The organism is Flintibacter porci (assembly GCF_041925195.1).
GTDB lineage: Bacteria > Bacillota > Clostridia > Oscillospirales > Oscillospiraceae > Lawsonibacter > Lawsonibacter porci.
In genome coordinates this window covers 1-23972 of the sequence record NZ_JBHEVB010000025.1, presented here as the reverse complement: position 1 = coordinate 23972, position 23972 = coordinate 1, and the positions used below count along the sequence as shown (strand labels likewise).

The 23972-nt window shown below is 48.5% G+C and carries 25 protein-coding genes and 5 tRNA genes; 13 read left to right on the top strand and 17 right to left on the bottom strand.

What is annotated here, in order from left to right:
* Positions 1–148: 148 nt before the first annotated feature.
* Complete coding sequence (locus ACEVJL_RS16190; RefSeq protein WP_374738419.1) at positions 149–1420, bottom strand: DUF6198 family protein; 1272 nt, start codon at positions 1418–1420, stop codon at positions 149–151.
* A 186-nt stretch (positions 1421–1606) separates the two neighbouring features.
* Here ACEVJL_RS16190 and ACEVJL_RS16185 point away from each other — a divergent pair, with 186 nt between their 5' ends.
* Positions 1607–2152, top strand: coding sequence for a PadR family transcriptional regulator (locus tag ACEVJL_RS16185; protein WP_374738418.1), 546 nt, complete (start codon positions 1607–1609; stop codon positions 2150–2152).
* A 281-nt stretch (positions 2153–2433) separates the two neighbouring features.
* On the opposite strand, the gene ACEVJL_RS16180 is transcribed toward ACEVJL_RS16185, so the two are convergent.
* The 9 genes from ACEVJL_RS16180 to pyrB form a co-directional block, all read right to left on the bottom strand.
* A complete protein-coding gene (locus tag ACEVJL_RS16180) occupies positions 2434–2889 on the bottom strand; it encodes an acetyltransferase (RefSeq protein ID WP_040648800.1) in 456 nt (151 codons plus the stop codon).
* Between the two features lie 291 nt (positions 2890–3180).
* Positions 3181–3483, bottom strand: a complete 303-nt coding sequence (locus tag ACEVJL_RS16175; RefSeq protein WP_008980033.1) for a hypothetical protein — start codon at positions 3481–3483, stop codon at positions 3181–3183.
* Between the two features lie 237 nt (positions 3484–3720).
* Positions 3721–3796: transfer RNA gene (locus ACEVJL_RS16170), tRNA-Lys, on the bottom strand.
* Positions 3797–3805: 9 nt separating this feature from the next.
* Positions 3806–3880: transfer RNA gene (locus ACEVJL_RS16165), tRNA-Gln, on the bottom strand.
* Positions 3881–3958: 78 nt separating this feature from the next.
* Positions 3959–4035: transfer RNA gene (locus tag ACEVJL_RS16160), tRNA-His, on the bottom strand.
* 44 nt (positions 4036–4079) lie between these two features.
* Positions 4080–4156, bottom strand: a tRNA-Arg gene (locus ACEVJL_RS16155).
* A 3-nt stretch (positions 4157–4159) separates the two neighbouring features.
* Positions 4160–4233, bottom strand: a tRNA-Gly gene (locus ACEVJL_RS16150).
* Between the two features lie 108 nt (positions 4234–4341).
* A complete protein-coding gene (locus ACEVJL_RS16145; protein ID WP_374738417.1) occupies positions 4342–5676 on the bottom strand; it encodes a hemolysin family protein in 1335 nt (444 codons plus the stop codon).
* A gap of 283 nt (positions 5677–5959) precedes the next feature.
* Positions 5960–7018 (bottom strand): aspartate carbamoyltransferase, encoded by a 1059-nt coding sequence (pyrB, locus tag ACEVJL_RS16140; protein WP_374738416.1) that lies wholly within the window; start codon positions 7016–7018, stop codon positions 5960–5962.
* Positions 7019–7206: 188 nt separating this feature from the next.
* On the opposite strand from pyrB, the gene ACEVJL_RS16135 reads away from it, so the two are divergent.
* From ACEVJL_RS16135 to ACEVJL_RS16120, 4 genes are read left to right on the top strand one after another with little or no spacing between them, the layout of a single operon-like run.
* Positions 7207–7758 carry a putative ABC transporter permease gene (locus tag ACEVJL_RS16135; RefSeq protein ID WP_235397171.1) on the top strand — a complete coding sequence of 184 codons (552 nt, stop codon included), beginning with the start codon at positions 7207–7209 and terminating at the stop codon, positions 7756–7758.
* 35 nt (positions 7759–7793) lie between these two features.
* The gene (locus tag ACEVJL_RS16130; RefSeq protein ID WP_008980037.1) at positions 7794–8126 is read left to right on the top strand and encodes a PadR family transcriptional regulator; all 333 of its coding nucleotides are present in this window, start codon (positions 7794–7796) and stop codon (positions 8124–8126) included.
* Entirely contained in the window at positions 8123–8785 is a 663-nt protein-coding gene (locus tag ACEVJL_RS16125) for a permease prefix domain 1-containing protein (RefSeq protein WP_374738415.1), read from the top strand. Before ACEVJL_RS16130 ends, ACEVJL_RS16125 begins: the two co-directional genes overlap by 4 nt.
* A 54-nt stretch (positions 8786–8839) precedes the next feature.
* Positions 8840–9607 (top strand): permease prefix domain 1-containing protein, encoded by a 768-nt coding sequence (locus tag ACEVJL_RS16120; RefSeq protein ID WP_374738414.1) that lies wholly within the window; start codon positions 8840–8842, stop codon positions 9605–9607.
* A gap of 12 nt (positions 9608–9619) precedes the next feature.
* Here the strand turns inward: ACEVJL_RS16120 and ACEVJL_RS16115 are convergent, their stop codons facing one another.
* From ACEVJL_RS16115 to ACEVJL_RS16085, 7 genes are all read right to left on the bottom strand, one after another.
* Positions 9620–9790 carry a hypothetical protein gene (locus ACEVJL_RS16115; protein WP_020989485.1) on the bottom strand — a complete coding sequence of 57 codons (171 nt, stop codon included), beginning with the start codon at positions 9788–9790 and terminating at the stop codon, positions 9620–9622.
* Positions 9791–10085: 295 nt separating this feature from the next.
* Positions 10086–11183 (bottom strand): redox-regulated ATPase YchF, encoded by a 1098-nt coding sequence (gene ychF / locus ACEVJL_RS16110; RefSeq protein WP_325207977.1) that lies wholly within the window; start codon positions 11181–11183, stop codon positions 10086–10088.
* Between the two features lie 110 nt (positions 11184–11293).
* A complete protein-coding gene (locus tag ACEVJL_RS16105; protein ID WP_374738413.1) occupies positions 11294–12475 on the bottom strand; it encodes a tyrosine-type recombinase/integrase in 1182 nt (393 codons plus the stop codon).
* Between the two features lie 119 nt (positions 12476–12594).
* Positions 12595–12804: a MerR family transcriptional regulator gene (locus ACEVJL_RS16100; RefSeq protein ID WP_374738412.1), complete on the bottom strand. Its 210-nt coding sequence runs from the start codon at positions 12802–12804 to the stop codon at positions 12595–12597.
* 131 nt (positions 12805–12935) lie between these two features.
* Entirely contained in the window at positions 12936–13331 is a 396-nt protein-coding gene (locus ACEVJL_RS16095; protein WP_302668234.1) for a cysteine-rich VLP domain-containing protein, read from the bottom strand.
* Entirely contained in the window at positions 13321–13704 is a 384-nt protein-coding gene (locus tag ACEVJL_RS16090) for a replication initiator protein A (protein ID WP_374738411.1), read from the bottom strand. The genes ACEVJL_RS16095 and ACEVJL_RS16090 overlap by 11 nt, the downstream gene beginning before the upstream one ends.
* Positions 13705–13927: 223 nt before the next feature.
* Positions 13928–14266, bottom strand: a complete 339-nt coding sequence (locus ACEVJL_RS16085; protein WP_425475201.1) for a plasmid mobilization protein — start codon at positions 14264–14266, stop codon at positions 13928–13930.
* Between the two features lie 276 nt (positions 14267–14542).
* On the opposite strand from ACEVJL_RS16085, the gene ACEVJL_RS16080 reads away from it, so the two are divergent.
* The 8 genes from ACEVJL_RS16080 to ACEVJL_RS16045 all read left to right on the top strand — a co-directional run bounded on the left by ACEVJL_RS16080 (position 14543) and on the right by ACEVJL_RS16045 (position 23593).
* Complete coding sequence (locus tag ACEVJL_RS16080) at positions 14543–15136, top strand: type IV toxin-antitoxin system AbiEi family antitoxin domain-containing protein (RefSeq protein WP_235380023.1); 594 nt, start codon at positions 14543–14545, stop codon at positions 15134–15136.
* On the top strand, positions 15133–15957 hold the full coding sequence (locus ACEVJL_RS16075) for a nucleotidyl transferase AbiEii/AbiGii toxin family protein (RefSeq protein WP_374738410.1): 825 nt from the start codon (positions 15133–15135) through the stop codon (positions 15955–15957). Before ACEVJL_RS16080 ends, ACEVJL_RS16075 begins: the two co-directional genes overlap by 4 nt.
* Positions 15958–16120: 163 nt before the next feature.
* Entirely contained in the window at positions 16121–17047 is a 927-nt protein-coding gene (locus ACEVJL_RS16070; protein ID WP_374738409.1) for a DNA-methyltransferase, read from the top strand.
* Positions 17028–17507 carry a BglII/BstYI family type II restriction endonuclease gene (locus ACEVJL_RS16065; RefSeq protein WP_235397185.1) on the top strand — a complete coding sequence of 160 codons (480 nt, stop codon included), beginning with the start codon at positions 17028–17030 and terminating at the stop codon, positions 17505–17507. The genes ACEVJL_RS16070 and ACEVJL_RS16065 overlap by 20 nt, the downstream gene beginning before the upstream one ends.
* Positions 17498–18772, top strand: coding sequence for a hypothetical protein (locus ACEVJL_RS16060; protein ID WP_374738408.1), 1275 nt, complete (start codon positions 17498–17500; stop codon positions 18770–18772). The genes ACEVJL_RS16065 and ACEVJL_RS16060 overlap by 10 nt, the downstream gene beginning before the upstream one ends.
* A gap of 1 nt (position 18773) precedes the next feature.
* Positions 18774–20585: an SNF2-related protein gene (locus ACEVJL_RS16055; protein ID WP_374738407.1), complete on the top strand. Its 1812-nt coding sequence runs from the start codon at positions 18774–18776 to the stop codon at positions 20583–20585.
* A gap of 7 nt (positions 20586–20592) precedes the next feature.
* Positions 20593–21441 carry a protein NO VEIN domain-containing protein gene (locus tag ACEVJL_RS16050; RefSeq protein ID WP_374738406.1) on the top strand — a complete coding sequence of 283 codons (849 nt, stop codon included), beginning with the start codon at positions 20593–20595 and terminating at the stop codon, positions 21439–21441.
* A gap of 13 nt (positions 21442–21454) precedes the next feature.
* The gene (locus ACEVJL_RS16045) at positions 21455–23593 is read left to right on the top strand and encodes an AIPR family protein (protein WP_374738405.1); all 2139 of its coding nucleotides are present in this window, start codon (positions 21455–21457) and stop codon (positions 23591–23593) included.
* Positions 23594–23972: the final 379 nt, after the last annotated feature.

The window sequence follows — 23972 nt, the reverse complement described above, 5'->3', positions numbered from 1 at the left end:
AGCGCATCCAGTTAAAAACTGGAGTGGCACCGCTCATGCTGCGCCACTCCGCTTAAAACTTCAATATTTTCCTACCAAGGGGCTTTTTTGTGCTGTCCGTACAATCTGGGGCACTCCATCCCAACTGGGACGGCCACGGGTTCTTTTTTTATTTCTGCATTTGCTGAAAGGATTGGGCAATCAGTTCCTGTGCCCGAGCTTCTCCCAAAGAGGTATCGATACACAGATGATAATTCCAGGCTGCACCCCAGGTGCGGTTTGTATAGTACTGGTAGTAGGCTGCGCGGGTACGGTCGGTTTGACGCAGACGACGGCGGGCTTCTTTTTCCTCAAAGCCCTCGGTGCGCATCAGACGCTGTACCCGATACTCCAACGGAGCGTGAAGGAAGATGCGCAGGCAGCGAGCCCGACCTTTCAGTACCACGTCGGCGCATCGGCCCACAATAACACAGTTTCCTTTCTCAGCTGCCTGGCGCATGACCTGAGCCTCTATTTCAAAAATGGTGTCAGTAGGAGCGGGGGTCTGCTCGGAGTAACCGTACATCTCGCTGGCCAGGTCGTGGAGCAGAGCACCGGAGATTTTTTCCTCCCGTTGGGATATAAATTCCTGGGAATAGCCGGTAGAACCTGCCGCCATCTGGATGATTTCCCGATCATAGAAGGGGAGACCAAGCTGCTGGGCCAGGGCCTGGCCGATATCGTGGCCGCCGCTGCCATATTGCCGGTCAATGACTACGCATACGGTTTGTTCCGGCGCTGCCGTATCCTCCTGGGAAGCTTTGGTTTTACCAAACAGCACTCGTGGCAAAATTTCCAACTTTCGTCCCATGAGACGGGCGATAAAGCCCACCAGGATAGCAGCTGCCACAGTGCCTTCCCGTACACCGTTAAGCTGGCCCTGGAATACAAAGGACAGCACGGCAGCAATGACTGTCATGGAGACATCAAATACGACCTTGGTTATACCAAATTCCGTCTTCCAGCGGAATACCACGGCCCGAACAAAGGATTCTCCTGGGAGCATCACTACGTCGGCGATGACTTCCAAGAACACGCCAAACCCCAAAATGACACAGCCAATGAGCAAATCTACCACCTTGATCGGATAGGCTTGAGGCTGAACAAAGGCAAGTAGTGCCATGCACAAATCAATAAAGTAGCCAAAGGCAATGGACACCGGGATTTGAAGCAAGTGTTCTGGCTTGAAATTCCGCTGTAGGATAACCAGCTGCAGAAAGATCAGCAGCAGACTGAAAATAATTGTGAACTCGCCCAGTGTGAGGGGGAAGTTCAGGCTGAGTACGTAGGGGATAGAAGAGATAGGGGAGGTGCCCAAATCCGCCTTTGTGATCAGGCTCACACCCAAAGAGTTGATAAATAATCCAATAAGAAAAACCAGATATCGCTTTGCTTTTTCCATGCACATTTCTCCCGTTTTAATTTTGTGTGCTGCTTTGGCAACAACACAATGCCATTCCAGATTAACACTCCTACTTGAACATGTCAATATTGACATGTTCAAGTAGGAGTGTTTTCTCTTGCCTTTTTTCATGTTTGTGGTATGATACTGGCAAGTGTGATTTTTAAGAAATTGAGGTGATCTGCCTTGGGAACTCTGGGTTATGCCATTTTAGGGTTGCTCCATCGCCGGAGCATGACAGGCTATGAGCTGTCCAAGGAGTTTGAGTCAGGCTTGTTTGAGGTTTGGAGTGCTAAACACAGCCAGATATACCCTGAACTCAAGAGCTTGTATGAAGCTGGGCTTATCGACTATCAGGTGGAGATATCCGGCACAGTGCTGGAGAAAAAAGTGTACACCATTACCTCTGACGGAGAGCAGATGTTCCGGAAATGGGTACAGGACTCCAGCGCCGCACCTCAGACCCCGAAGGATGAATTTCGGCTGCGGCTGTTTTTCTCTGACTGTGCCTCTGCAAATAATCGCAGACAACAGTTGGAGAACCGACTGGCGCAGCATCGGCAGCGCCTGGAACGGCTTGAGAAGGATCAAGACAAGTTTGATGGAATCCCGCCGCAGGATGACCAAGCATTCAACGACTATCTGGTTTTGTTAGGGGGAATTTTCCGGGAACAGGCCGCCTGCCAATGGTTGGAGACCTGTCTGGAGCTATGCCGGCAGAGAGAAGAATAATCCGAATTACCAAGCAAAAGCGGAACATGTGGTGTTGACACATAGAAGGGAAAAGAGGGACACGACGTATGTCGTGTCCCTCTTTTTGAAACAGGAAACCGTTTTGAGGACGTTCAGCAGCCCTGTACCTAACCAAATCGCAATCCAGCGTAAGCGGTTGCGATTTGGAGAGGAGGAGCAGCAAAATGAGCGCGCTCTGACTTTTATAAAAATCGGAGCAAGCGATATGTCGCTTGCTCCGACGTGAAAAATCACAACACTATCGATGCCAAACATAATTCTTACTTGGCAGATGGTGCATACCGCATATAGAGAAGTGGATAAGGATTGCCCTGCTCATCCAGTTCAGTTCTTTTATACGCATGAAACCCTATGTGTTCATAGAACCCTATGGCTTGTGGATTTTGTTCGTTTACAGTCAATGTCTCAATGGCGTAGTTTACTATCCCATAGGTCACCAGCTGTTTTCCAATCCCGCAGCCCCGCATTTCAGGAGCGACAAACAACATCTCTAAAGACCTGTTCGCCAGTCCCATAAAAGCGACCGGATGCCCTGCCTTATCCTCTGCAAGAAAGAGACGAGGAACCTCCAGCAAGAATTGTGGCACATGGATTTTGATGTGTTCAATTTCACCATCGGATAAAAACAGATGTGTAGCGCGTACAGATGATTCCCATACCTTCAGTAATTGTGCGATAAGCTCCGGCGTTCTGTTTTTTGCTTCAAAAATCTTCATTAAATCCCCCGTCCGCTTATTATAGCGAGGCTTTGGTGATAAAACAAGGGCCGATTTTGGGACAGTCCCAAAATCGGTTCCCAAAGTCGACCATTGTTCAGCTTTGAGGACGTACTTCCAGGTCTGTACCTCAAACCAAATTGCAACCCAGCGCAAGCGGTTGCAATTTGGAAAGGAGGAGCAGCAAAATGAGCGCATTCTGACTTTTATAAAAAATCGGAGCAAGCGATATGTCGCTTGCTCCGAAGTGTGTGATCCAAACACTATAGATGACAATCTCAGAGAAAGAAATCATTGTTCCAGTTTCAGCTTAGCGGTATATCTTCGATCAAGAATCACCGTATAGACAAATCCCGGAAGTGAACATGCAAGGATCAGGAATAACATGACAGGCATTCCGAATCCTTTATCCTCTGTTATCACGTCCAGCACAATCCAAGGAATCCCGAGAAGGAGCCAGGATATCCCTTGGTAACGAATGTAGTGTTTCGTCCAGGATTTGTCTTTGAATTTGCTTGGTATTTTCTGTATGCCAAATAATCCAGCCAATCCGTACAGCGTCCAAATAATGCCGATTACCAGAATTGTACCCATGTCCTATCCTCCTTTTTATCCTATGATATACTTTTTCAAAAGTATATCATACTGGTTCACTGGAGGCAAGGAGACATAAGAGCAGTAAGAATACACAAAAAACGTGGCGCTTGCGGCACACCTCACTTTTTCACTATTCACTCTTACTTCATCACTTCCAAAAATCCCGGGCAGGCAGTTGGATTTAGTGAAAAGTGAAGAAGTAAAAATCCCGAACGCATTTGCATTCGGGATTTTTGGTGACCCAGCGGAGATTCGAACTCCGGACACCCTGCTTAAAAGGCAGGTGCTCTGCCGACTGAGCTACTGGGTCATATAAAATTGGCAGGGATGGCTGGACTCGAACCAGCGAGTGAGGGAGTCAAAGTCCCTTGCCTTACCACTTGGCTACACCCCTGTGTGTGGCTGGATTCTGAGTCACAGTGGAGAAAAAAGCGCGGGCCGGAGCCGAAGCTCCGGCCCGAACGCCTTCGTATGGGGTGGGTAAAGGGACTCGAACCCTCGACACCCGGAACCACAATCCGGTGCTCTAACCAACTGAGCTACACCCACCATGGACTATGACGGGGAGAAACCGCATAAAAGCCAAATAAGATTGGCACGCCTGAAGGGACTCGAACCCCTGACCCACTGCTTAGAAGGCAGTTGCTCTATCCACCTGAGCTACAGGCGCATATGGAGCGGGTGATGGGAATCGAACCCACGCGACCAGCTTGGAAGGCTGGGATTCTACCATTGAACTACACCCGCATGGACGATGTGTTCTCTCACGTCAGCCATGAAATAATACCATAGGATTTGTGCCTTTGTCAATGGCTTTTTTGAAATTTTATAAAAAAGTTGTGGACAGGGGAGAGGTTAACTCTCGCCCTGTCCGGAGGTGCGCTCTTTGCGAACCAGAATCTGCTGAATACGGTGGTTCTTTACGCGCTCTACCCGAAGCTCCAGACCATAGAAATGGACCACTGGGGTGCTGCCGTCTTGAGGAATGGTGCGCAGTCTGCTGAGTACCATTCCTCCAACGGTATCGTAATCTTCGTCCTGAGGGAGATCTAATCCGAGTGCTTTAGCCAGATCTTCTACGTTCAGACCGCCGTTTACCCGCCAGAGGTCTGGCTCCAGCTGTTCTAACTCCTGGGGTTGAGCAGGATCGAATTCATCATAGATATTACCTACGATTTCCTCCAAGAGGTCCTCCACCGTAATCACACCAGCCAATTCGCCGTATTCGTCTATGACAACGGCCAGATGAACCTTTTTCAGCTGCATATCCCGCAGCAAATCATCGGCGGGAAGACTTTCAGGGATCAGGTAGGCGGGGCGCATAAGCGCGGCAATGGATTTCCCATCCTGGGCGGCCCAGGACAGAAGAAATTCTTTTGCATTTAGTACGCCTAGAATTTGATTTTCATTAGAACCGTAGACAGGAAAACGGGACAGTCCGCTGGTGCGGATCACATCCAATACTTGCTGAGCGGTGGCGTCAACGGGAAGCGCCACTACATCGGCTGCCCGGGTCATGACATCGCCCACCCGCTGGTCAGAGAATTCAAAGACGTTATGGAGCAGTTCCTTCTCATCTGCGTCAATAGTACCGTTTTCGTTGCCCAGGTCGATCATCATACGGATCTCATCCTCGGTAACCTGTTCCTCTTCCACATCGGTGCGCATACCAAGCAGACGCAGTACGCCGTTAGTGGACAGAGACAACAGATGGACGACAGGCCGGACGATAACAGACAGAGTGGATACCAGTCGGCAGGACAGTCGCGCCATCTCCATGGGACGCTGCATGGCAACGTGTTTGGGTACCAACTCACCAAAGATCAAGGTGAAGTAAGAGAGGATTAAGGTGATCAGGATCACAGACAGGGTATCCACGGCCGAGCGGGGAAGTGCGGTGACGCCGAGATCCACACAGATCCAGTGGACGATGTACTCCGAGAAGCTGTCAGCGGCGAAAGCAGAGCCAAGAAAGCCAGCCAGAGTAATGCCGATTTGGATGGTAGAGAGAACGCCGGCAGGCTCCTCCACCATACGCAGCAGCTTCGGGGCTAATTTATCTCCCTCTTCCTCCAGTTTACGAAGCTTGTTGGCACTGAGCGAGATTACCGCAATTTCTGTGGCGGCGAAAAAAGCATTGATAAGAATTAAGACGATTTGAATCAGAATTTGGAATGCAATAAGCGGCACAGTTTGTTCCTCCCAATTAAGTTCAGAAGGAAAAAAGAGCGTAAAAAAGCACGGCCTGCCTGGATGACCAGAGCAGACTATGCTTTTTAAAACGAATATGATAATGATCCGCAGTGGCTTGATCGCTGTCGGAATCCATGGTTCGTTTGGCTCCTTTTCCTTACGTTTGCAGGCACAGATGGCCTGTTAGGCAGGAGGATACCAAAAGGGATTCCCACCGTCAAGGGCTTATGACGATCCTTAACGGCTTATTTACAGCGCAAAGGGATTTTTTAACAGGGGATCAAAGGGCTGCGTCACAGAAGCCGCAGCAATCCACGCCGCCGATCTTTTTGATCAGGGGGGGCAGATAGGTTTCCGTCTGGGTAATGCAGCGGGGATTGTGGCAGATGGGCTTGGTGCCGATCTCCACCGGAGCGGGATGGTCATTTCGGGGCTGAAGGGCCAGATGTTCCAGCAGAGCCATGCGGGCAAACATACCAAACCGGGCTTGCTGGAAATAAACCGCGCGGGGATCGTCATCCACATCCAGAGTGATCTCATCTACTCGGGGCAGGGGATGCATGACCAGCATGTCGGGCTTGGCTCGCTCCAGCTTGCGGCGGGTGAGGATGTAAATGCCCTTGTTGCGCTCATACTCCAGGGGATCCACAAAGCGCTCTTTCTGGATGCGGGTCATGTACAGCACGTCCATCTGAGGGATGACGGGCTCCAAACCGGTGACCTCGGTGTACCACATGTCATGCTCCCGCATAAATACACGCATGTACTCAGGAACTGCCAGCTCCCGGGGAGAGATGAGGAAGAACTTGATGTCGTTGAACTTGGCCATGGCCTTGATGAGGGAGTGGACGGTGCGGCCGTTCTTCAGGTCGCCGCACAGGCCGATGCACAGCCCGTCCACCTTGCCGCGCAGGCGGGTGATGGTGGTGAGGTCTGCCATGGTCTGGGTGGGGTGCATGTGGCCGCCGTCACCGGCATTGACCACGGGCACCGCGGAATAGAGGGAAGCCGCCTTGGCCGAACCCTCCCAGGGAGTACGCATGACCACAACATCAGCATAGTTGGATACCATTTTGATGGTGTCCTTCAGGGTCTCGCCCTTGGCCACGGAGGAAGAATTGGGGTCTGCAAAGCCGAACACCGATCCACCCAGCCGCAGCATGGCGGTTTGGAAGGAGAAGTTGGTGCGGGTGGAGGGTTCATAAAACAGATTGCAGGATACTTTGCCACGACAAACGTCAATAAATTTCTCCGGTGCATCAATGATCTGGCTGGCCCGGGCATAGAGCTGTTCCCATTCCTCCCGGGACATATCACCAAAGTCGATCAGATTTCGCATTGCGGCCCCTTCCTTTCTCTTTGTCCGTATTCGAGTTATTGTATCACAAAGTGCAGCTTTCCTTCAAGCGCAAGCCCAAGATTTCCTGCCGCTAAAACGCATGATTTTTTCTCTCTCCGGAATGCTAACTCTGTTGGTTTGGCTGTAGAGCACGGTGAAGACTGCTGTTTGGTGGGAGGAGAACCAATATGGAGTATTTCTGGTATTTTGTGTTATATAGCGCGCTTGGATTCCTGTTGGAAGTGGGGTATGCGTGGTGTACTGGAGGCCGCCGGGACCGGAAGCGTACCTTGGTGCTGCCTTTGTGCCCGGTGTACGGACTGGGGGCGCTGGTGGTGTTGGCATTGCCCGAGGAGATTTTGACGCATCCGCTGCTGCTGATGGTGCTGGGCGGAACAGCGGCTACAGGTGTGGAGTATATCACCGCAGTTTTCTATGAAAAAGTGTTGGGTGTCTCCTTTTGGGATTACCGGGAGCTGCGCTGGAATCTGCACGGACGGGTGTGTTTGTCCTTCGCGCTGGCCTGGTCCGCCCTGCTGCCAGCGGCGGTTTACTGGGTGCATCCGGCTGTCTCGGGCTGGGTGGAGGCCGTTCCGGCTCCTGTGACCGCGGCGGCGGTGCTGGCGGTGGGAATGGATCTGTTGATATCCGCTCTGCTGCTGCGCCGTACAGGAAAACGGGAATGCCTGCAATGGTACCGGAGAGAAAGCCGCAAGGCCTTCCTTGACACCTCTGGATAAGAGGTATATAATACCTCTGAAAGAGAGGTGTTGTTATGAAGTTGGATAAGCAGCTGGCCAAAGGAAGCCATGAGCTGATCCTTCTGAAATTGCTCAGCCGTCAAGACATGTATGGATATCAACTGATTCAACAGATGGCGCTTTTGTCGGAGGACGTATTCTGCATGAGCCAGGGAAGCTTATATCCGTTCCTCCATGCCCTGGAGGATAAGGGGCTGATCACCTCCTATACCCAGATGGAGAACGGAAGAGAGCGCCGTTTTTATCATTTGACCCATGCCGGCCAGGGAGCTTTGCGGGAGAAGGAGGATCAATGGGGGATATACACCCGGGCCATGGCCCGAATTTTAGGGGGTGTACAGGAATGAAGCCTTGGGTGGAACACTTTGTTCACGCATGTGTTGCAGAGATTCCAGACCTTGTGTATGGACGGCGTCTGAGCAGAGAATTGGCCGACCATTTAGAATCGCTGGCTTCTGATCTGGAGGGGCAAGGTTTGTCTTCCGATGAGGCACGCCAACGAGCTCTGGAGCACATGGGAGATCCCGGCGCACTTTCCACGGTCTACCTGGAGCAGTGGAGGCAGCGGATGAACACACCCAGGCACAGGATTCCGCGGATTTTGTTCCTGATATCTTTCCTTTGTTACGCAGCTGCCATGCTGGGGTTTGGCGTACTCTACATAATCAATACACACAATTTCGGAAAGCCGCATCCGGGATACTGGGGGATCGTATCCGTATTGCTGGCATTGGTGCTTGTAGCAGCTCCGGTCATTGCCGGTTTGCCCCGTAGCTGGAATCTGATCAAATACAGCTGCTGGATCTATGCGGCCATGCAGGTACTGCCGATCCTGTGCTGGATGGCGCTGGGTGGACCCTTTGAAGTTTCAGAAATGATGGTATCCGGTGCTGCCGGGACGTTGTCTCACAGTGTGCTGGCGGTATGGAGCGTGATGAACGGATATCAGCTGGGGTGCTATCAAAAGGCGTTTTCCAACCGATTTTCTATCCTGGGATACTGCTGACGGGAAAACATACGGTGCAGCTCCATGTTATGTACATTGGGAGGTAGCATAAAGATGAGTCATAGAGAGCCATGGATGAAAAACTTTGTTTCACAGTGTGTCGCCTCCATCACGGATCCCGCATACCGCAGACGGCTGGAGGGAGAACTTGCCGATCACTTGGAGGAGTTGGCGGCAAACTTGGAGGAAAGCGGCCTGAGGCCGGATGAGGCCCGGGAACGTGCGCTGGAAGAGATGGGGGACCCAAAAGAGTTGAGAGAAGCGTATCGGCAGGCATGGCTTCGTCACAGTCAGTCCCTGCGCAGTGTCCTTCAGACCATGACGGCAGGGTGGTGCTGGATGGCGGGCGGCTATGTCCTTACCATGTTCCTGCTGGGACTGGCAGGCTTCCGCTATGACAGCGGAGCATATCCCATTCAGGGACTGGCAGGCTTCCGCTATGACAGCGGAGCATATCCCATTCAGGGACATCCTGGAAGGCTTTTCGTGTATGGAGGGCTGTTGTTTCTGATTCCCTTTTTCACCGGGGCACTGAGACTGAGTCGGGGATTCCCGCCGAGTCGGCACCGGGTAAAGCTGGTGACAGCAGGGCTGCTGGCAGGCTGGCTGGCAGAGAAGGGGGCCGTGATGGTTTTGAGCGGTTGGATCTACGGTATCCCGCTTTGGAGATGTTCAGAACTGCTGGCACGCGTCCACGGAGGCGGAGACCCCACCGCTCCTTGGTTTACTCCGGTTTACATCCTGGGCACACTGGCAGGGAGCCTGCTGCTGGGAATCCTATTTGGGCAGAAAAAAACAGCCGTGGAAGTTCCACGGCTGTAGGGAAGGAGTATCTTACTCCTCGTAATCGTCATATTCAGAGGAGCAGGCGCGCTGCTGCAGCTTGACCTTGGCGCAGTCTCCCAGCTCAGAGAGCTTGTCCCAGTAGGCGATAACGGCGCACACCGCAGCGGCGGCGGCCAGAGAGAGAGCCACGATCTTCAGCACGAAACGGGCGATTTTCATAGTTAAAATCCTCCTTCTGGATTTAGGGTTGTTCATAGTGTACACGATTGCGGGAGAAAATACAATATCTCAGAGAAAAATTCAGCAGGGGAAATTACACGTTGAAACGGAACAGGATGATGTCGCCGTCCTGGACGCCCCAACGTGCCAGGCACGTTGGGGACCCCCCAATCTTTTCATTCCGGCCGGACGAAGTGAATTCGTCCGGCCCAATTCTTCGCTGCGCGTCGAATTGACGCGCCAAAAGGCGCGGGGCGCGATCGCGCCCTGTCGTCCAGAGCGGCGAGAAAATCAATTACACGTTGAAACGGAACAAGATGATGTCGCCGTCCTGGACGACATATTCCTTGCCTTCGGAGCGGATCAGGCCCTTCTCACGGGCAGCTGCCATCGTGCCGCAGGCCATCAGGTCCTCGTAGGAGACGACCTCAGCGCGAATGAAGCCCCGCTCAAAGTCGGAGTGGATCTTACCGGCAGCTTGGGGAGCCTTGGTGCCCTTGGTGATGGTCCAGGCACGGCACTCGTCCTCACCGCTGGTGAGATAGGAGATGAGACCCAGCAGGGTATAGCTGGCCTTTACCAGCCGGTCCAGACCGGATTCCTTCACGCCCAGTTCCTCCAGGAACATGGCCTTCTCGTCCGCATCCAGCTCAGCAATCTCAGCCTCCAGCTTGGCGCAAACGGGAATGACCTGAGCGCCCTCGGCCTGAGCGCGCTCCTCCACCTGCTTGTAGTAGGGGACGGCCTGAGGATCGGCAAAGCCGTCCTCGTCCAGGTTGGCGGCATAGATGACGGGCTTGAGAGAGAGCAACTCGCTGGTGCCGATGAGGGCGGCGTCATCCTCGCTGATCTCGGAGAGGTAGCTGCGGGCGGACTTTCCGTCGTTGAGCCACTCCTTCAGACCGGAGAAGACCTCCACCTCGTGGAGGAACTTCTTGTCGCCCTTGGCGGCCTTCTGGGCCTTGTCGATGCGTCGGTCCACCATCTCGGCGTCGGCCAGGATCAGCTCCAGGTCGATGGTATCCATATCCCGGATGGGATCGGTGGAGCCCTCCACGTGGATGACGTTCTCGTCGTCAAAGCAGCGCACCACATGGACGATGGCGTCGGTCATGCGGATGTTGGCCAGGAATTTGTTGCCCAGGCCCTCGCCCCGGCTGGCACCCTTGACCAGACCGGCGATGTCCACGAACTCAATGACAGCCGGGGTGGTCTTTTTGGGGTTATACATCTCGCTCAGCTTGTCCAGACGGTAGTCGGGCACAGCCACCATGCCCACGTTGGGGTCGATGGTGCAGAAGGGGTAGTTGGCGCTCTCGGCGCCGGCATTGGTGATGGCGTTGAACAGGGTGCTCTTGCCCACGTTGGGCAGACCCACGATGCCTAATTTCATATATCTTCATTCTCCTTTGTTTTCTCTGTATTTTCAAGGGTTTCCGGGTTTGGGGCTTTCGGTGTCTACTCCATTTTTACGCCATTTTGGTGCAGAACTGCGGCTCTCATTCAGATAACCCCATTCATTTCAAATTGCCGTACCGCTTGGTCCAGAGATTCGGTTGTCACATGGACATACCGATCCATGGTGGTTTTGATGCTGCCGTGTCCCAGCAGCTTTTGCAGCACTTTGGGCTGCATCCCGCTTTCAATCGCCCGCGTGGCGTGGGTGTGGCGCAGCGCGTGCATACAAAAGCGCCCAATTCCCGCTTCGTCGCAGAGCTTGTAGAGGTGGGTGTCATAGGAGCTATTCTTTGCCGGTTCTCCGGTACGCCAGTTGATAAAGACCAGATCACACATCACCAGCTTTGCCATGCTGCCGCTTCGACGATCCATGTACTCCAAAGTCTGCTCCAACACAGGAGAAGATTTTCGTTCTTCCCGGCTGTCCCACACTTCACGGAGGATGCCATAGGCTGTGTCTGTCAGCGGAATGGTACGGTAGCTGTTGGGCGTTTTGGGAGGTCCCGCCCGCCACGATTTTGTACCGTGCCGGAACTCCAGCGTTTTGTTCACCGTCAGCGTCCGTTTCTCGAAGTCAATGGCATCCCATGTCAGGCCGATCAGCTCGCCGGTGCGCAGCCCCGTTTCGAGGATCAGCGCATATTGGTTATAGTTGTGAGAGCGTCTGGCCGTTTCCAAAAAGATACGCTGTTCTTCGCGGGTGAGGAACTTGATGTCGTTTGCCGCACGAACCGGCTTGGTAAATCGAACACCGTCCATGGGATGCTTGGAGATGAGATCGTTCATCTTCGCCGCTTTCAGCATCGTCCCCATGGTGATGTACGCCTGGCGGATGGTGGATCCGGAATAGTCGGCATCCATTTCGATGAATACCTTTTTGCAGTGCATGGGTTTCACATCCGTAAGTTTTATCCTGCCGATCACCGGCTGGATGTTGTGCTTGTATCTGTCACGGTAGTTGCGGAGCGTATTGGGAGCCAAATCTCCGACAATATTTTCGATCCAGAAATCAAACCACTCATCCACCGTAATATCGGTGCCGACAAAAACCTCCGCGTGTGCATCCGCATACTTTGCATCCGCGATCCAGTTTCTTGCTTCGGGAACCGTCTGGAAGTATTTCTCGTGCCGCTTACCGGCTCTGTCTACGAACCGGGCGCTGTACAATCCGTCCTTCCTCTGGTAGATACCCTTACCACATTCTCTGCCTTTGAGATTTTTTCCCATGTATGAACTCCTTTCCGCAGAGAGAAAAGAGCACACCACTACACTTTAAGTATATCACAATGTGCTCTTTCTCTCAAGGTGAATTTGAAAACTTCTTGCGGCATATCGCCGCTTTTCGCTCAGATCACCAGCTTGGAGCTGATGTACTGCTCAAACTCCTTGCGCTTGACCAGCTTCTTCGTACCAACAAACAGGACGAAGGGACACTTGGGCGCACGGAGCATACTGTCGATTTTGTTGATACCGATGTTGCTGTACTCGGCGGCCTCCTTGGAGGTGGGGGCCAGCTTGAGGTGAATGGGAACTCTTTCGATCTTATTGTTTTCCATGGTTTTGACTCCTTTCATCAATCAAAAAATGTAGACAGTTTGAATCGGTTTTTTCGGGGGTTAAGTAAAAACATACGCACTCTTGAAAAGTGGCCTTTGGAAAGCCTTGCGTGCAAAGGGTTTGCAAGGGGTTAATTGTCTACGCCCGACCTCTTTTTTCGGGCGTGTGCTGCCTTCTGCTTTCGGTGTACTTTGGCGGAACATTCCGCACAGTATTTGGCTCGTCCGGAACCGGCCGTAAAGTATGCACCGCAGACCTTGCAGCGGCGGGTTCCTTTGGGACGGAGGATCGCGTCCTCCAATTCCGGCTCCAGCGGGAGAACTCCGCGCTGGAAGTGCTTGCAGATCAGGCTGTAGGATATGGTCTGCGGACAGACACAGGGATCGCCATCGTCCAGCAGAAGGCAGTTTCCATTGTCATTATTGCAGCACTGGTGGGTGAGCTTTCGGACGCTTCGGGCTTGTCCAGGTGTGAGCCGCAGTAGTGTTTTCGCCGGGTATTTCATATTTGTAACTTCACTTTTCATCGGTTTCCTCCTTCGTGATGGGCTTGGCGTCTGCCGGGTAGTTCAGCGTGATGACCGCCGGTTTGCCAAGTCCCTGCTTCTTTCGATTGATTAGGCCGCTGTATTCCAGTTCACGGAAGATCCGGGTGGCACACTGTCGGCTGCGGTGCAGTTTCTTCTGCGCCTGTTCCAGCGTAAAGTACAGACGAATCGTTCCATCCGGCTCAATATATCCGTTTTGCCGGGACACGCTTGCTCTGTCCAGCAGGAGAGCATATAACACCTTGGCATCGTTGCTGATGTCCCGCAGCTGTTCATCCTGCAACAGGAATCGTGGCAGCGGTATGTAAGAAGCCGCCGGGCTTTTCACGGTAAACTTGCAAAAACTTTTCATAACGCCTCCATCCCATCCATCCTATCCAATCCGGTATTGATTGGATTGATGGATGATTCTCTTGAGAGATTATTTATTTCTTATTTATTAGGGGCTGAATTGCATCCCCGATGACTGCTCGGAAAACCGCCGTCCAGAAATCCAATAACGGAACGCTCCGGAGCGTCAGTTTATCCATCGTCTGAAAAACCGGTGACGGAAAATCCATGTATGGATAATCCCGTTATGGTGGAATCTCGTCTTTCTGACTCTGTTTCAGCATCTGCCATATCTCAGATTGTCTGGCTTTCAACTCAGCTACATCATCCGCATAGCAATGGCCGGTCTGGTTGATCCTGCGGCAGATATGGTTGATGTTGGTCGCTGCTCTGCTGACGGCAGCGGCCAGCTTTTTCTGCTCGGTGTAATCCACCTTGATGATGTAGCCGTCAATAGCCATCTTGCGAAGATAGGCTCCCATGTTTTTAGTGCCAAGCTGCTCCATCTTTTTCTGGATTAGTTGACGTTCCTGCTCGGTGACACGAAACTCAATGCGGACTGGTCTGGTACGATTTTTCATCATTCAATTCCCCCTTTGTGAGTCATTTTGAAAATAAAAAGCGCCCTCGGTTTTGAAATCGAGAGCGCGTGATAACGAAGATGATTCAGTTTTTCAGAGAATAGCAAGCACATCCGGTGTCCGTACACTCGGAGATTTTGGGAATATCCCAAGCCCTTATTGTGTTTACTTTGATAACGAAATTACGATTTATTTCATTGTAAAAGTTCTCTTGCACTGTTGACTTTGATAACGAAATCGCCTATAATATTTTTAAGTTGGTATCGCGAGGTGATCGATATGGATTACATGGCCGAGCTTGCCGCCATTGCTCAGGAACATGGCGGTATCATTGAAACGAAAACTGCCATAGCGCACGGCATCTCCAAAGCCATGCTTTATAAACTGTGCAGAGAAGATAAAATTCATAGAATCGTTCAGGGACAGTACATCCTGCCCGACGATATGCAGGATGAGCTGTTGTCCATCAGCAAACGTTCCAATCAGATCATTTTTTCCCACGAAACTGCCCTGTTCCTTCATGGCATTTCGGATCGGACACCCTTTGAGCATACGATCACAGTGCCGTCCGATTACACGGTATCGGCAGCAATCAAAAACGAGTGCAAAATCTATTACATCAAGCCAGAGTTGTTTGATCTTGGCCGGACTACGCTGAACACACCCGCTGGAAACGAAGTGCCGGTGTATGACCTTGAGCGCACAATCTGTGACATGATCCGCAGCCGCAGCAAAGTAGGTACGGAAACATTTCTTGCCGCCTTGAAGCTCTACGCCGCCAGCCCCAAAAAGGATTTGAACAAACTTCACTCTTATGCGAAGAAAATGCGCGTGGCAAATGTCCTGCGGCAGTATTTGGAGGTGCTTCTGTGAGCAAAGCAATGAGTCTGAAAGCGAAGATCCGCAACATCGCAAAACAGAAGAATATTCCGGCACAGGTCATTCTGCAGAACTATATGTTCGAGCGGTTACTGGTGCGCCTGTCCGCTTCTGAATACAAAGAAAAGTTTGTTTTGAAGGGCGGTATGCTGGTGGCGGCCATCGTCGGTCTGGACAACCGGGCAACGATGGACTTGGATACCACATTGAAAAACCTGCCCCTCACACCGGATGCGATCCGCAGTGCGCTGGAGCAGATCTGTGCCATTCCCTTTGATGATGGCGTGGTCTTTGAGATTGGAACCATTTCTCCCATCCGGGAGGATGATATTTACGGCGGCTACCGCGTCATGCTGAACGCCAGGTTCGATACGCTGCTGACCCCGATGAGTATTGATGTGTCCACCGGTGATGCCATCACACCTCACGCGGTGCAGTACAGCTTCACGCAGATTTTTGACGATGAGAAGTCCTACGAACTGTGGGCGTACAACATTGAAACCGTCATGGCAGAAAAGGTGGAAACCATCCTGCGGCGCGGTGTGTTCAATACCCGCCCCAGAGATTTCTACGATGCCTACATACTGACCACAACGCAGAAATTTGATAAAGCCGTGTTTGCTGAGGCGCTGCGTGCAACAGCCAAGCATCGCGGCACAGTGGAGCAGATCGCAGATGTCCCCGGGATCCTGCACAACATCGAAGAAAGCCTGGAACTCCGCGCCATGTGGGATAAATACCGCAAGCAGTTTGCGTATGCCGCAGACATTGAATATGAGCAAATCATCGAGACGTTGAAAACGCTGGTGGCGTAAGATCCCCAGCGACCCGGACTCGAAATAATGGGGCGTATTCCACCTCAAAGGTGCGAATGGACGCACTACCCCCTTGGTTTACAACGCTTCCTAAATCGTCTATTCGACAAACTATGACAAATATTGATATTGAAAATAATGTGTGCCATTTGGAGGTATGAAGATGCCTATAGATATAATTCAAAACATTGAAAAAGGTGTTTTGCCAAATACCGCTACTACGCAATTATTCTTGATGGATGTCGAGAAATTTCTGGATGCATTACCCATGCAACCGATTTTTGATCTGGTTGTTACATCACCGCCATACAACATTGGCAAAGAATATGAGAATCAGGTGCCACTTTCTGATTATTACGATTGGCAGAAAAGAATCATTGAAAAGATATATCCTCGGCTCAAAGATAACGGAAGCATCTGCTGGCAAGTGGGAAACTATGTTGAGAACGGCAGTATTACGCCACTCGATATTGAGCTTGCCCCTATTTTTAAAGAGTTGAATTTGCATTTGCGCAACCGAATTATCTGGCATTTTGGGCATGGACTTCATAACAAAAACAGATTTAGTGGACGTTATGAAGTGATTATGTGGTACACAAAAAGTGACACCTACACCTTCAATTTGGATGATGTGCGAGTCCCTGCAAAGTATCCCGGAAAACGCAGTTATCGTGGAGAAAACAAAGGGAAACTGTCTGGAAACCCAAAGGGAAAAAATCCGGAAGATGTGTGGGAAATTCCAAATGTGAAAGGTAATCATATTGAAAAGACTAATCACCCATGTCAATTTCCTGTAGGGCTAATTGAGCGGCTTGTTTTAGCCCTGACCAATGAGAATGACCTTGTTTTTGATCCATTTTCTGGCGTTGCATCATCTGGTGTTGCAGCACTTCTTCATAAGAGAATTTTCTGGGGATGCGAGCTAGTAGAGGAGTATGCTAACAAAGGCAAGGAACGGTTAGATCAAACTGTTGCTGGAAGTATTAAATATCGCCCCTATGACAAGCCTATTTACGACCCCAAGACAAGTGCATTGTCAAAAATCCCAGACGAATGGAGGGAAACAAACAATGAGAACGCAGATATATGAGCATCGAAGCGGTCTTAAAGTAGTTCCTCGCGATATCGTCTCTGATGTAGAAAAAATTCTATGGGATATCAATCCTATTTTATCAAAGAGAACGGTAGCAAGCATCAAAGAGTCTGTGCGAGAAAGATTGGAAAAAGAGGGATGGACAGGTGAATATCGCTTGGATTCATCCTCTCGAATTACAATTTCGTCTTATTTGAAAGGTATTGGTATGTGCTTTCAAACAGGAAATGTGGGACGAATATATGCAGATCTTTTAAAACTACAGACGCTCTATACGAGGGGAAATATCACTGCCGGGATTATTCTCATTCCGCAGATAAAAACAGCAAAAGAACTTGGGTCCAACATGGCTAACTACGAGCGTTTAATCAGAGAATTACCGATTTTCAGTCAAGTTATCACCATGCCAATAGTAGTTATTGGATTTGATGGAACGGAGGGAGAACAATGGGCGTGACATATCATTTTGGATACCCCAATATGCAGCGCATCGTTGCAATTGACGAAGCAGTTAACAATGCGCAGAATGGCGAGAAGTATCAGGTCAATTATCGTGGGAAGTATCGTCCGCTGACGGTTATCGAAGTCCCTATAGAAATGTTGGTTTATCGAATTGAAAATATTCGAACGAAAAGTTTGCAGAAAGAATGGCTTGCACAGCATCGCGATCTCCCTAGAGATTTATTTGTTAGCGATCCGAACTCAATCGAAGCGCAGGAGAATCAGCATCAGGTACTTAAATCATTGGTAGACAAAGAAAATCTGCTGAAAACATTTAAGGACAACGATAAACTCCAACAAACCGAACCGCTTATTTGTTCTAAGGATGGTGTCGTTGTAAACGGAAACCGCCGTCTTTGTGCTTGGCGCGAATTGTATTACGGCAACAAATCCAAATATGCCCATTTCCAAACTGTTCGTGTGGCCGTATTGCCAGATAGTGATCCTCAAGGGATATATGACCTTGAAGTTGCCTTGCAGATTCATTCTGACATGAAGGCAGAATATGTATGGCACGCAATAGCGGCAGACTACCAGGAAAAATTTGATGCTGGAATGGATATAGGTATTCTGGCAGCCAAGCAAAACAAAAAGCCGGAAGAAATTCGTACATATATTGAGTGCTACAATTACGCAGCTCAGTATCTGGAATCGATTGGGCATCCGGATGAATGGACACGGGTAGATAAACAGGAATATGCGTTCAAGCAGATCGTGATCGGAAGAAAGAACATCGTTAATCCCGGAGATAAAGAATTATTTCAGGAGATATCAAAAGCAATGTTGCAGACTCCGGCAGTTGGAGACCGTCTTTACAAGCAAATCCCCAAAGTTGTTTCGAGCCTGTCTGAGATAGCGCCCAAGTTGCAGGAAGTTTTTGATATCACTATTCAGGATAACAATGATGATGATTTGAGCTTATTGACCGGCGGTGATGTCAGCGACAGCAACACTGCAAACGCTCAAATCGCGGCTGCTATTCGGCAAGCAGAAAATCCTACGCTTGTTGCCCAGACTGTAAAATCCGTACTGGATACCACGGAGGAACTTGAAAAAGAAAAGAAGAAAAAGAGCTTCATTTTCGATCAAGTTATGAAAGCTGCTACAGCTTTAACCAATGCGGTATCAAATCTGGACGATTCGATGAGCAAAGAGGGCATCGGAAAACAGATTGAAAATATTGAGGGAGCATTAGTATCCCTTAAGGATTGGATAAAATAATATGGACATTCGGATTGATTATTTGACATATACCGAACAAGTCAATATTTCAAATGATTCTACAGATAAAGTGGCATGGAAATCCTTGTATAGTTTCATCTGTGACTATTTGCCTATGTCCGTTGTATCCTATTCGGATTGGAGCATCACATTTCCGTGGAGATATTTCCTATCCATCAAGGGATTTGTGGGACAGTATTTTTCTGCGCGACATAACCAGTATAGAGTTGTATTCACAGACAATGCAAAATCTATGCTGAAAACAGCCAATGATACTTCCTATAATACTGCACTTGCACTTAATGCAAGATCCGAAGCGGAAATAAAAGCGCATCTTGAGAGTATAGGGTTCAAGCGCTCTTTGACAATCAATCAGTTAAACAATCTGAAAAAGATTTCTCATCTCCCCGGTGCTGCAACTTTTTCTGTTCCCGGCGCGGGTAAAACGACGGAAGCATTAGCGTTTTTCTTTGTTAATGCAACGGATATTGATAGACTTCTTGTTGTTGCTCCGAAAAATGCTTTTTCTGCATGGGATGAGCAATTAGACGCGTGTATGGGTGAGAATTACGGGAAATTTGTTCGTTTGCGCGGCGGCGAAGCTGCTATTCAAACAGCTCTCCGAACTAATCCTCGTTTTATGCTTATTACCTATGATCAACTTTCTCGTGTAAAAAACACAATAGTTTCTTCGCTTTCTTCTGGAAATATTTATATGTTCCTTGATGAAAGTCATCGAATAAAGGGTGGAAAGCAAATCAAACGGGCAGATGCAATTTTGGAGATGGCTCATTTACCCAAACGCAAACTCATCATGAGTGGTACACCTATGCCTCAAAGCCCGAAGGATCTGGTTTCACAATTTTCGTTTTTGTATCCTACCAAAGACGTGACTGACACAACCGTAATTGATTTGATTCAGCCGATTTTTGTTCGAACAACTAAAGGACAATTGGGTATACCGAAGCTTGATCACCGGGTTGTTCAAGTTCCGATGACACAGCTCCAGCGCGAGATATATAAAACCCTCAAATCAGAAGTCCGTCGTCAACTGAATCCTGTTCTTTCAGATTCATCACGATATGAGCTACGAAGAATTGGAAAATGTGTGATGAAGGTTATGGAATTTGTCTCTAATCCCTCGTTGTTATCAAATGATATGGATTATGCATTTGACCGCAGAGTTGGAGCGTTGTTACTAGAATCCGATGGTCCCAAAATTGATTATGTATGTCGCAGAGCTAGACAACTCGCCGCAGAGGGAAAGAAAGTCCTTATATGGTCATCCTTTGTTCAAAATGTCGAGTTGATAGCATTGCGGCTTAGTGACTTGGGCGCAGAATTTATTCATGGTGGAGTCGATGCTGGCGATGAAAGCGACTTTGATACTCGCGAGGGAAAAATTAAACGTTTCCATACAGACGACACCTGTAAAGTGTTAGTTGCCAATCCTGCCGCCTGCTCAGAAGGCATTAGCCTACACAAGGTATGCCAGTACGCCATCTATCTGGATCGTTCGTTCAATGCTGCACATTATATGCAATCTGAGGATCGTATTCATAGACTTGGCCTTTCTCCCGATGCAAAACCTCAAATTGAGTTTGTTGAGTGCGAAGACAGCATCGATCAGGTTGTTCGAACTAGGTTGGAACTCAAAGTAAAAACAATGGCTCAAGCCTTGGAAGATTCGTCTTTAAGTGTTGAAATAAGCTCCGTAGACTACGATGAGGAGGCCGAAGACTATGACAGTCTAACAGCAGATGACGCGAAAGCCGTTATTGAGTATTTCTTTAGTGGTGATCAAAATGATTAGGTTATCTATGAATGTATTAGCTTCGTCGCTTGCTTTGCTTAACCGCATAGAAACCTACAGTTTTTCTTCATTATCGGAGCTGGCATATTCCAAAATCGTCTCTATTAGTGCAGAGGATATATTTTCCTTTTCCGCCAGTTGTGGATGGGTCTCTGAAAATGAAAATGCGTTGATTTTGACCAAGCACGGCACTGGACTCCTGCGGTTACAGGCACAGGGACTACTCATTAACCTTAAGCGGCAAATGCTTGCAGATTATGTATTAAAAACTGCACCCATATGGTCAAATCGTATCCCCTACGGCAGACGCGAGGCTACAATCTTTATGTCTAAAGATGAAAAGGCATGTTTTGCAGATGCGGGCTTGCTCTCTGATCATTTAGATCCCGGAATTATTACTTGGTGGGACACAATTGCCACCAAAATCAGAACACAGGATCAACAGGCAAAAAACGAAACAGGACGGCTCGGCGAACGGAATACTATCAAATACGAAAGAAATCGTACAAACTCTGAGCCTATATGGATGTCTATTGACAGCAATTTGGCGGGATATGATATTAAATCACGCGTGAGTGAAGACAGCTCGGACATATTACTCATAGAAGTAAAAGCATCCACATACGCCTTAGGGCAAGCGGTATTTCATGTAACATCTCACGAGTGGAATGTCGCGCTAACGAGCAGAGCATATGTGTTCCACCTATGGTGCTTATCCAACAGCAAAAAAATGCTTGCTGTTATTTCACCGGACGAGCTACTGCCTTACATCCCCACTAACAATTTGGAAGGACAATGGGAAAGCGCCAAAATTCCGTTTTCATGTTTTGAAGGACAATTTGTAGAGATAGCATAGAGAGGGTTTTGCTATGAGCGACATGGACAAGTATATTAACAATCTGGTCTGCGAATTCAAGCGGTTATCATATGAGGATGTAGAGGACTGTTCGGATACTGAAAAATTGCTCTATCTCTATGCCTATTATCACTATTTCAATGCAGATAGCAGTAAGATAACTGATATCATTCAGGGTAGCATCTATCAGCCGGATGCTTCGGATCGAATAGCGGGCATATATCTGGATCAGGACTCCGATAATGGCGATGTTGATGCAATTATCGCGGTTTATTCTGATGATAATTCTTTTGATTTTCCCGCTATTTTGAAAATGTTCAAAGATGCTGAATCAGCCGTTTGTTCTGCACAAGAACGAAAATTCAGCGTTCGCAAAGAATTGGGTTCCATTGTTAGAGAGGACGAGTACAGAATATCGCCTACCAGGCCGCTCAAGATACGCCTGATTACTAACTATAACCCGAAAACAGTCGGAAACAAGCGGGCAATCACGAACGCTATTCAAACGATGAAGCCCGAGCATGACTATGTTACATACCATATATCTTTTGGGTTAGATATTGAGTATGAAATTATGGAAATTGAAAATCCAAAGGAATATGTGGATGAGGCTGTTATCAAACTCGATGCGCCCAACAATTATATGCATTTCGGCGCGGAGGGATCTCTGATTGTAAACATCTCTGCATTTTCCTTGAAAAATCTTTATGAACAGTATGGATATAGGGGACTATTTGCGCAGAACTTAAGGTATTATGTCAAGAATGCCAAAATCGATGGGAATATCGTTGAATCCATACAAGAACATCCGGAAAACTTCTGGTATTACAACAATGGCGTTATCCTTATTTGCGATGATTACCTCATTGAAGAGAATTGCATTCTTGTCCGGAACTTTTCAATAATCAACGGCGGGCAAACAACAAAACTTGTTGGTGAAACAGAATTTGCTCAGGACTTTTATATTCAATGTAAAATTATTAAAAACAAGTATGAATCGGTTGATGACCGCTTAGAATTCATTGCTAATGTAGCTGAAGCTACAAATACTCAAAAGCCGATAAAAGACAAAGACTTAATTGCCAACCGTATCGAACAGCGTCTGTTGAAAAAGCAGCTTGCCGATGCAGGTATCTACTGTCAGATCAAGCGCGGAGAAAAGGTTAACAAAAAGCTGTATCCAGCACCATGGCAAAATACAACAAACGAAGAGTTAGGACAATTTCTGCTCTCATTTGTTTATCAAAAACCCGGCACTGCCCGTGGTAGCAAGGCGTCTATTTGCGGCAATAAAGAGCGATATTATCTGTTGTTCAACAAAAAATACAACAGTGGCTTCCTTGGTGACCTTCTGAAAATCAAGGCTTTTTATAAACTTTGGGCAAATCATATCAAAAAGACTGATGATGGAACCGATCCTTACAAAGTTGGATTGGTAAGCAACGGCATGTTCTTCATGACAGCCATTATCGGTGTTGTGTGCAAAATTTACTATCGCCAGAATGTCATCAGCCAAATTACGTCATCGGTTATGTCTGAGCAAAAACTTGAAGTAGTTGCACAGCACGATATTGATCATCCGATTTTCCGCCCTGATTTGGACAAAAAAGAACAGTTTTTCACGCTGTTTGAATATTGCTATACAAAGTTCTATAGACCTGGATACGAATTTCTTAAGACCTTTAAGGAAAAGTATAACAATTATTCAAACTTTACCAAGATTAACAACAACTATACGACCTATGTTTTCAAGCAAATCGAATTTGAGTACCGCCATGGGATTCCTGCCGCCGATTTGGATTTGCTCCGCTCTATCCTATATGAGGCATCTGATGAAGACATTCTCCGTAATGAAGCGCTGTTAGAGAAGTATGTTAATGTCGTATATGTTGATGCAGCATCTGAAAGTAACATTCCAGAAAATGTTTCGGAGGAAATCAAGGAGGCTCTTATCTCCTACCGAACTAAAACATACAAATTAAATCGTATTAAGGCATATGAAGTATTCAAAAACGTCTCATGCGATAGAATTGCTAAGTTTGCACCTATTTCACTGGAAGATTTGAAGGCACTACGGTGTTTAGATGAGGCGCAGATTACCCTTTATGGTCAAGATATTATTGAAATAGTGAAGCAAGTGCTAAACAAGTAACAAAAGGCATGGCCGAAGTTTCGGTCATGCCTTTTGCCGTTCCTTTCCTGAACAATGCTTGTGGGGCGGCTTACTCTTCAATTCCATTCTTTAGCCAACAGGAAATCGCGGATTATCACTTGTGTAGTGGTGGCCTTTTACCCTGTAAATCCGTTAAATTTTCTACTCCATTTTTACGCCATTGGCGTATGGATCCGCAGTGAAAACCGGTGGGGTTCATTCTGCCCGGTCTTCTATAAAAGTCAATGTTTTCAAGCGTCAGTGTCATCGCCGGAGTAAAATAGACCTATACGCCGGGCAAAAATTGACCCACGCCTAAAGACCGGCTATCTTAAAAGTGTGTGCAATACTTTTAAGGGAGATGGCCGAATGATTAGGA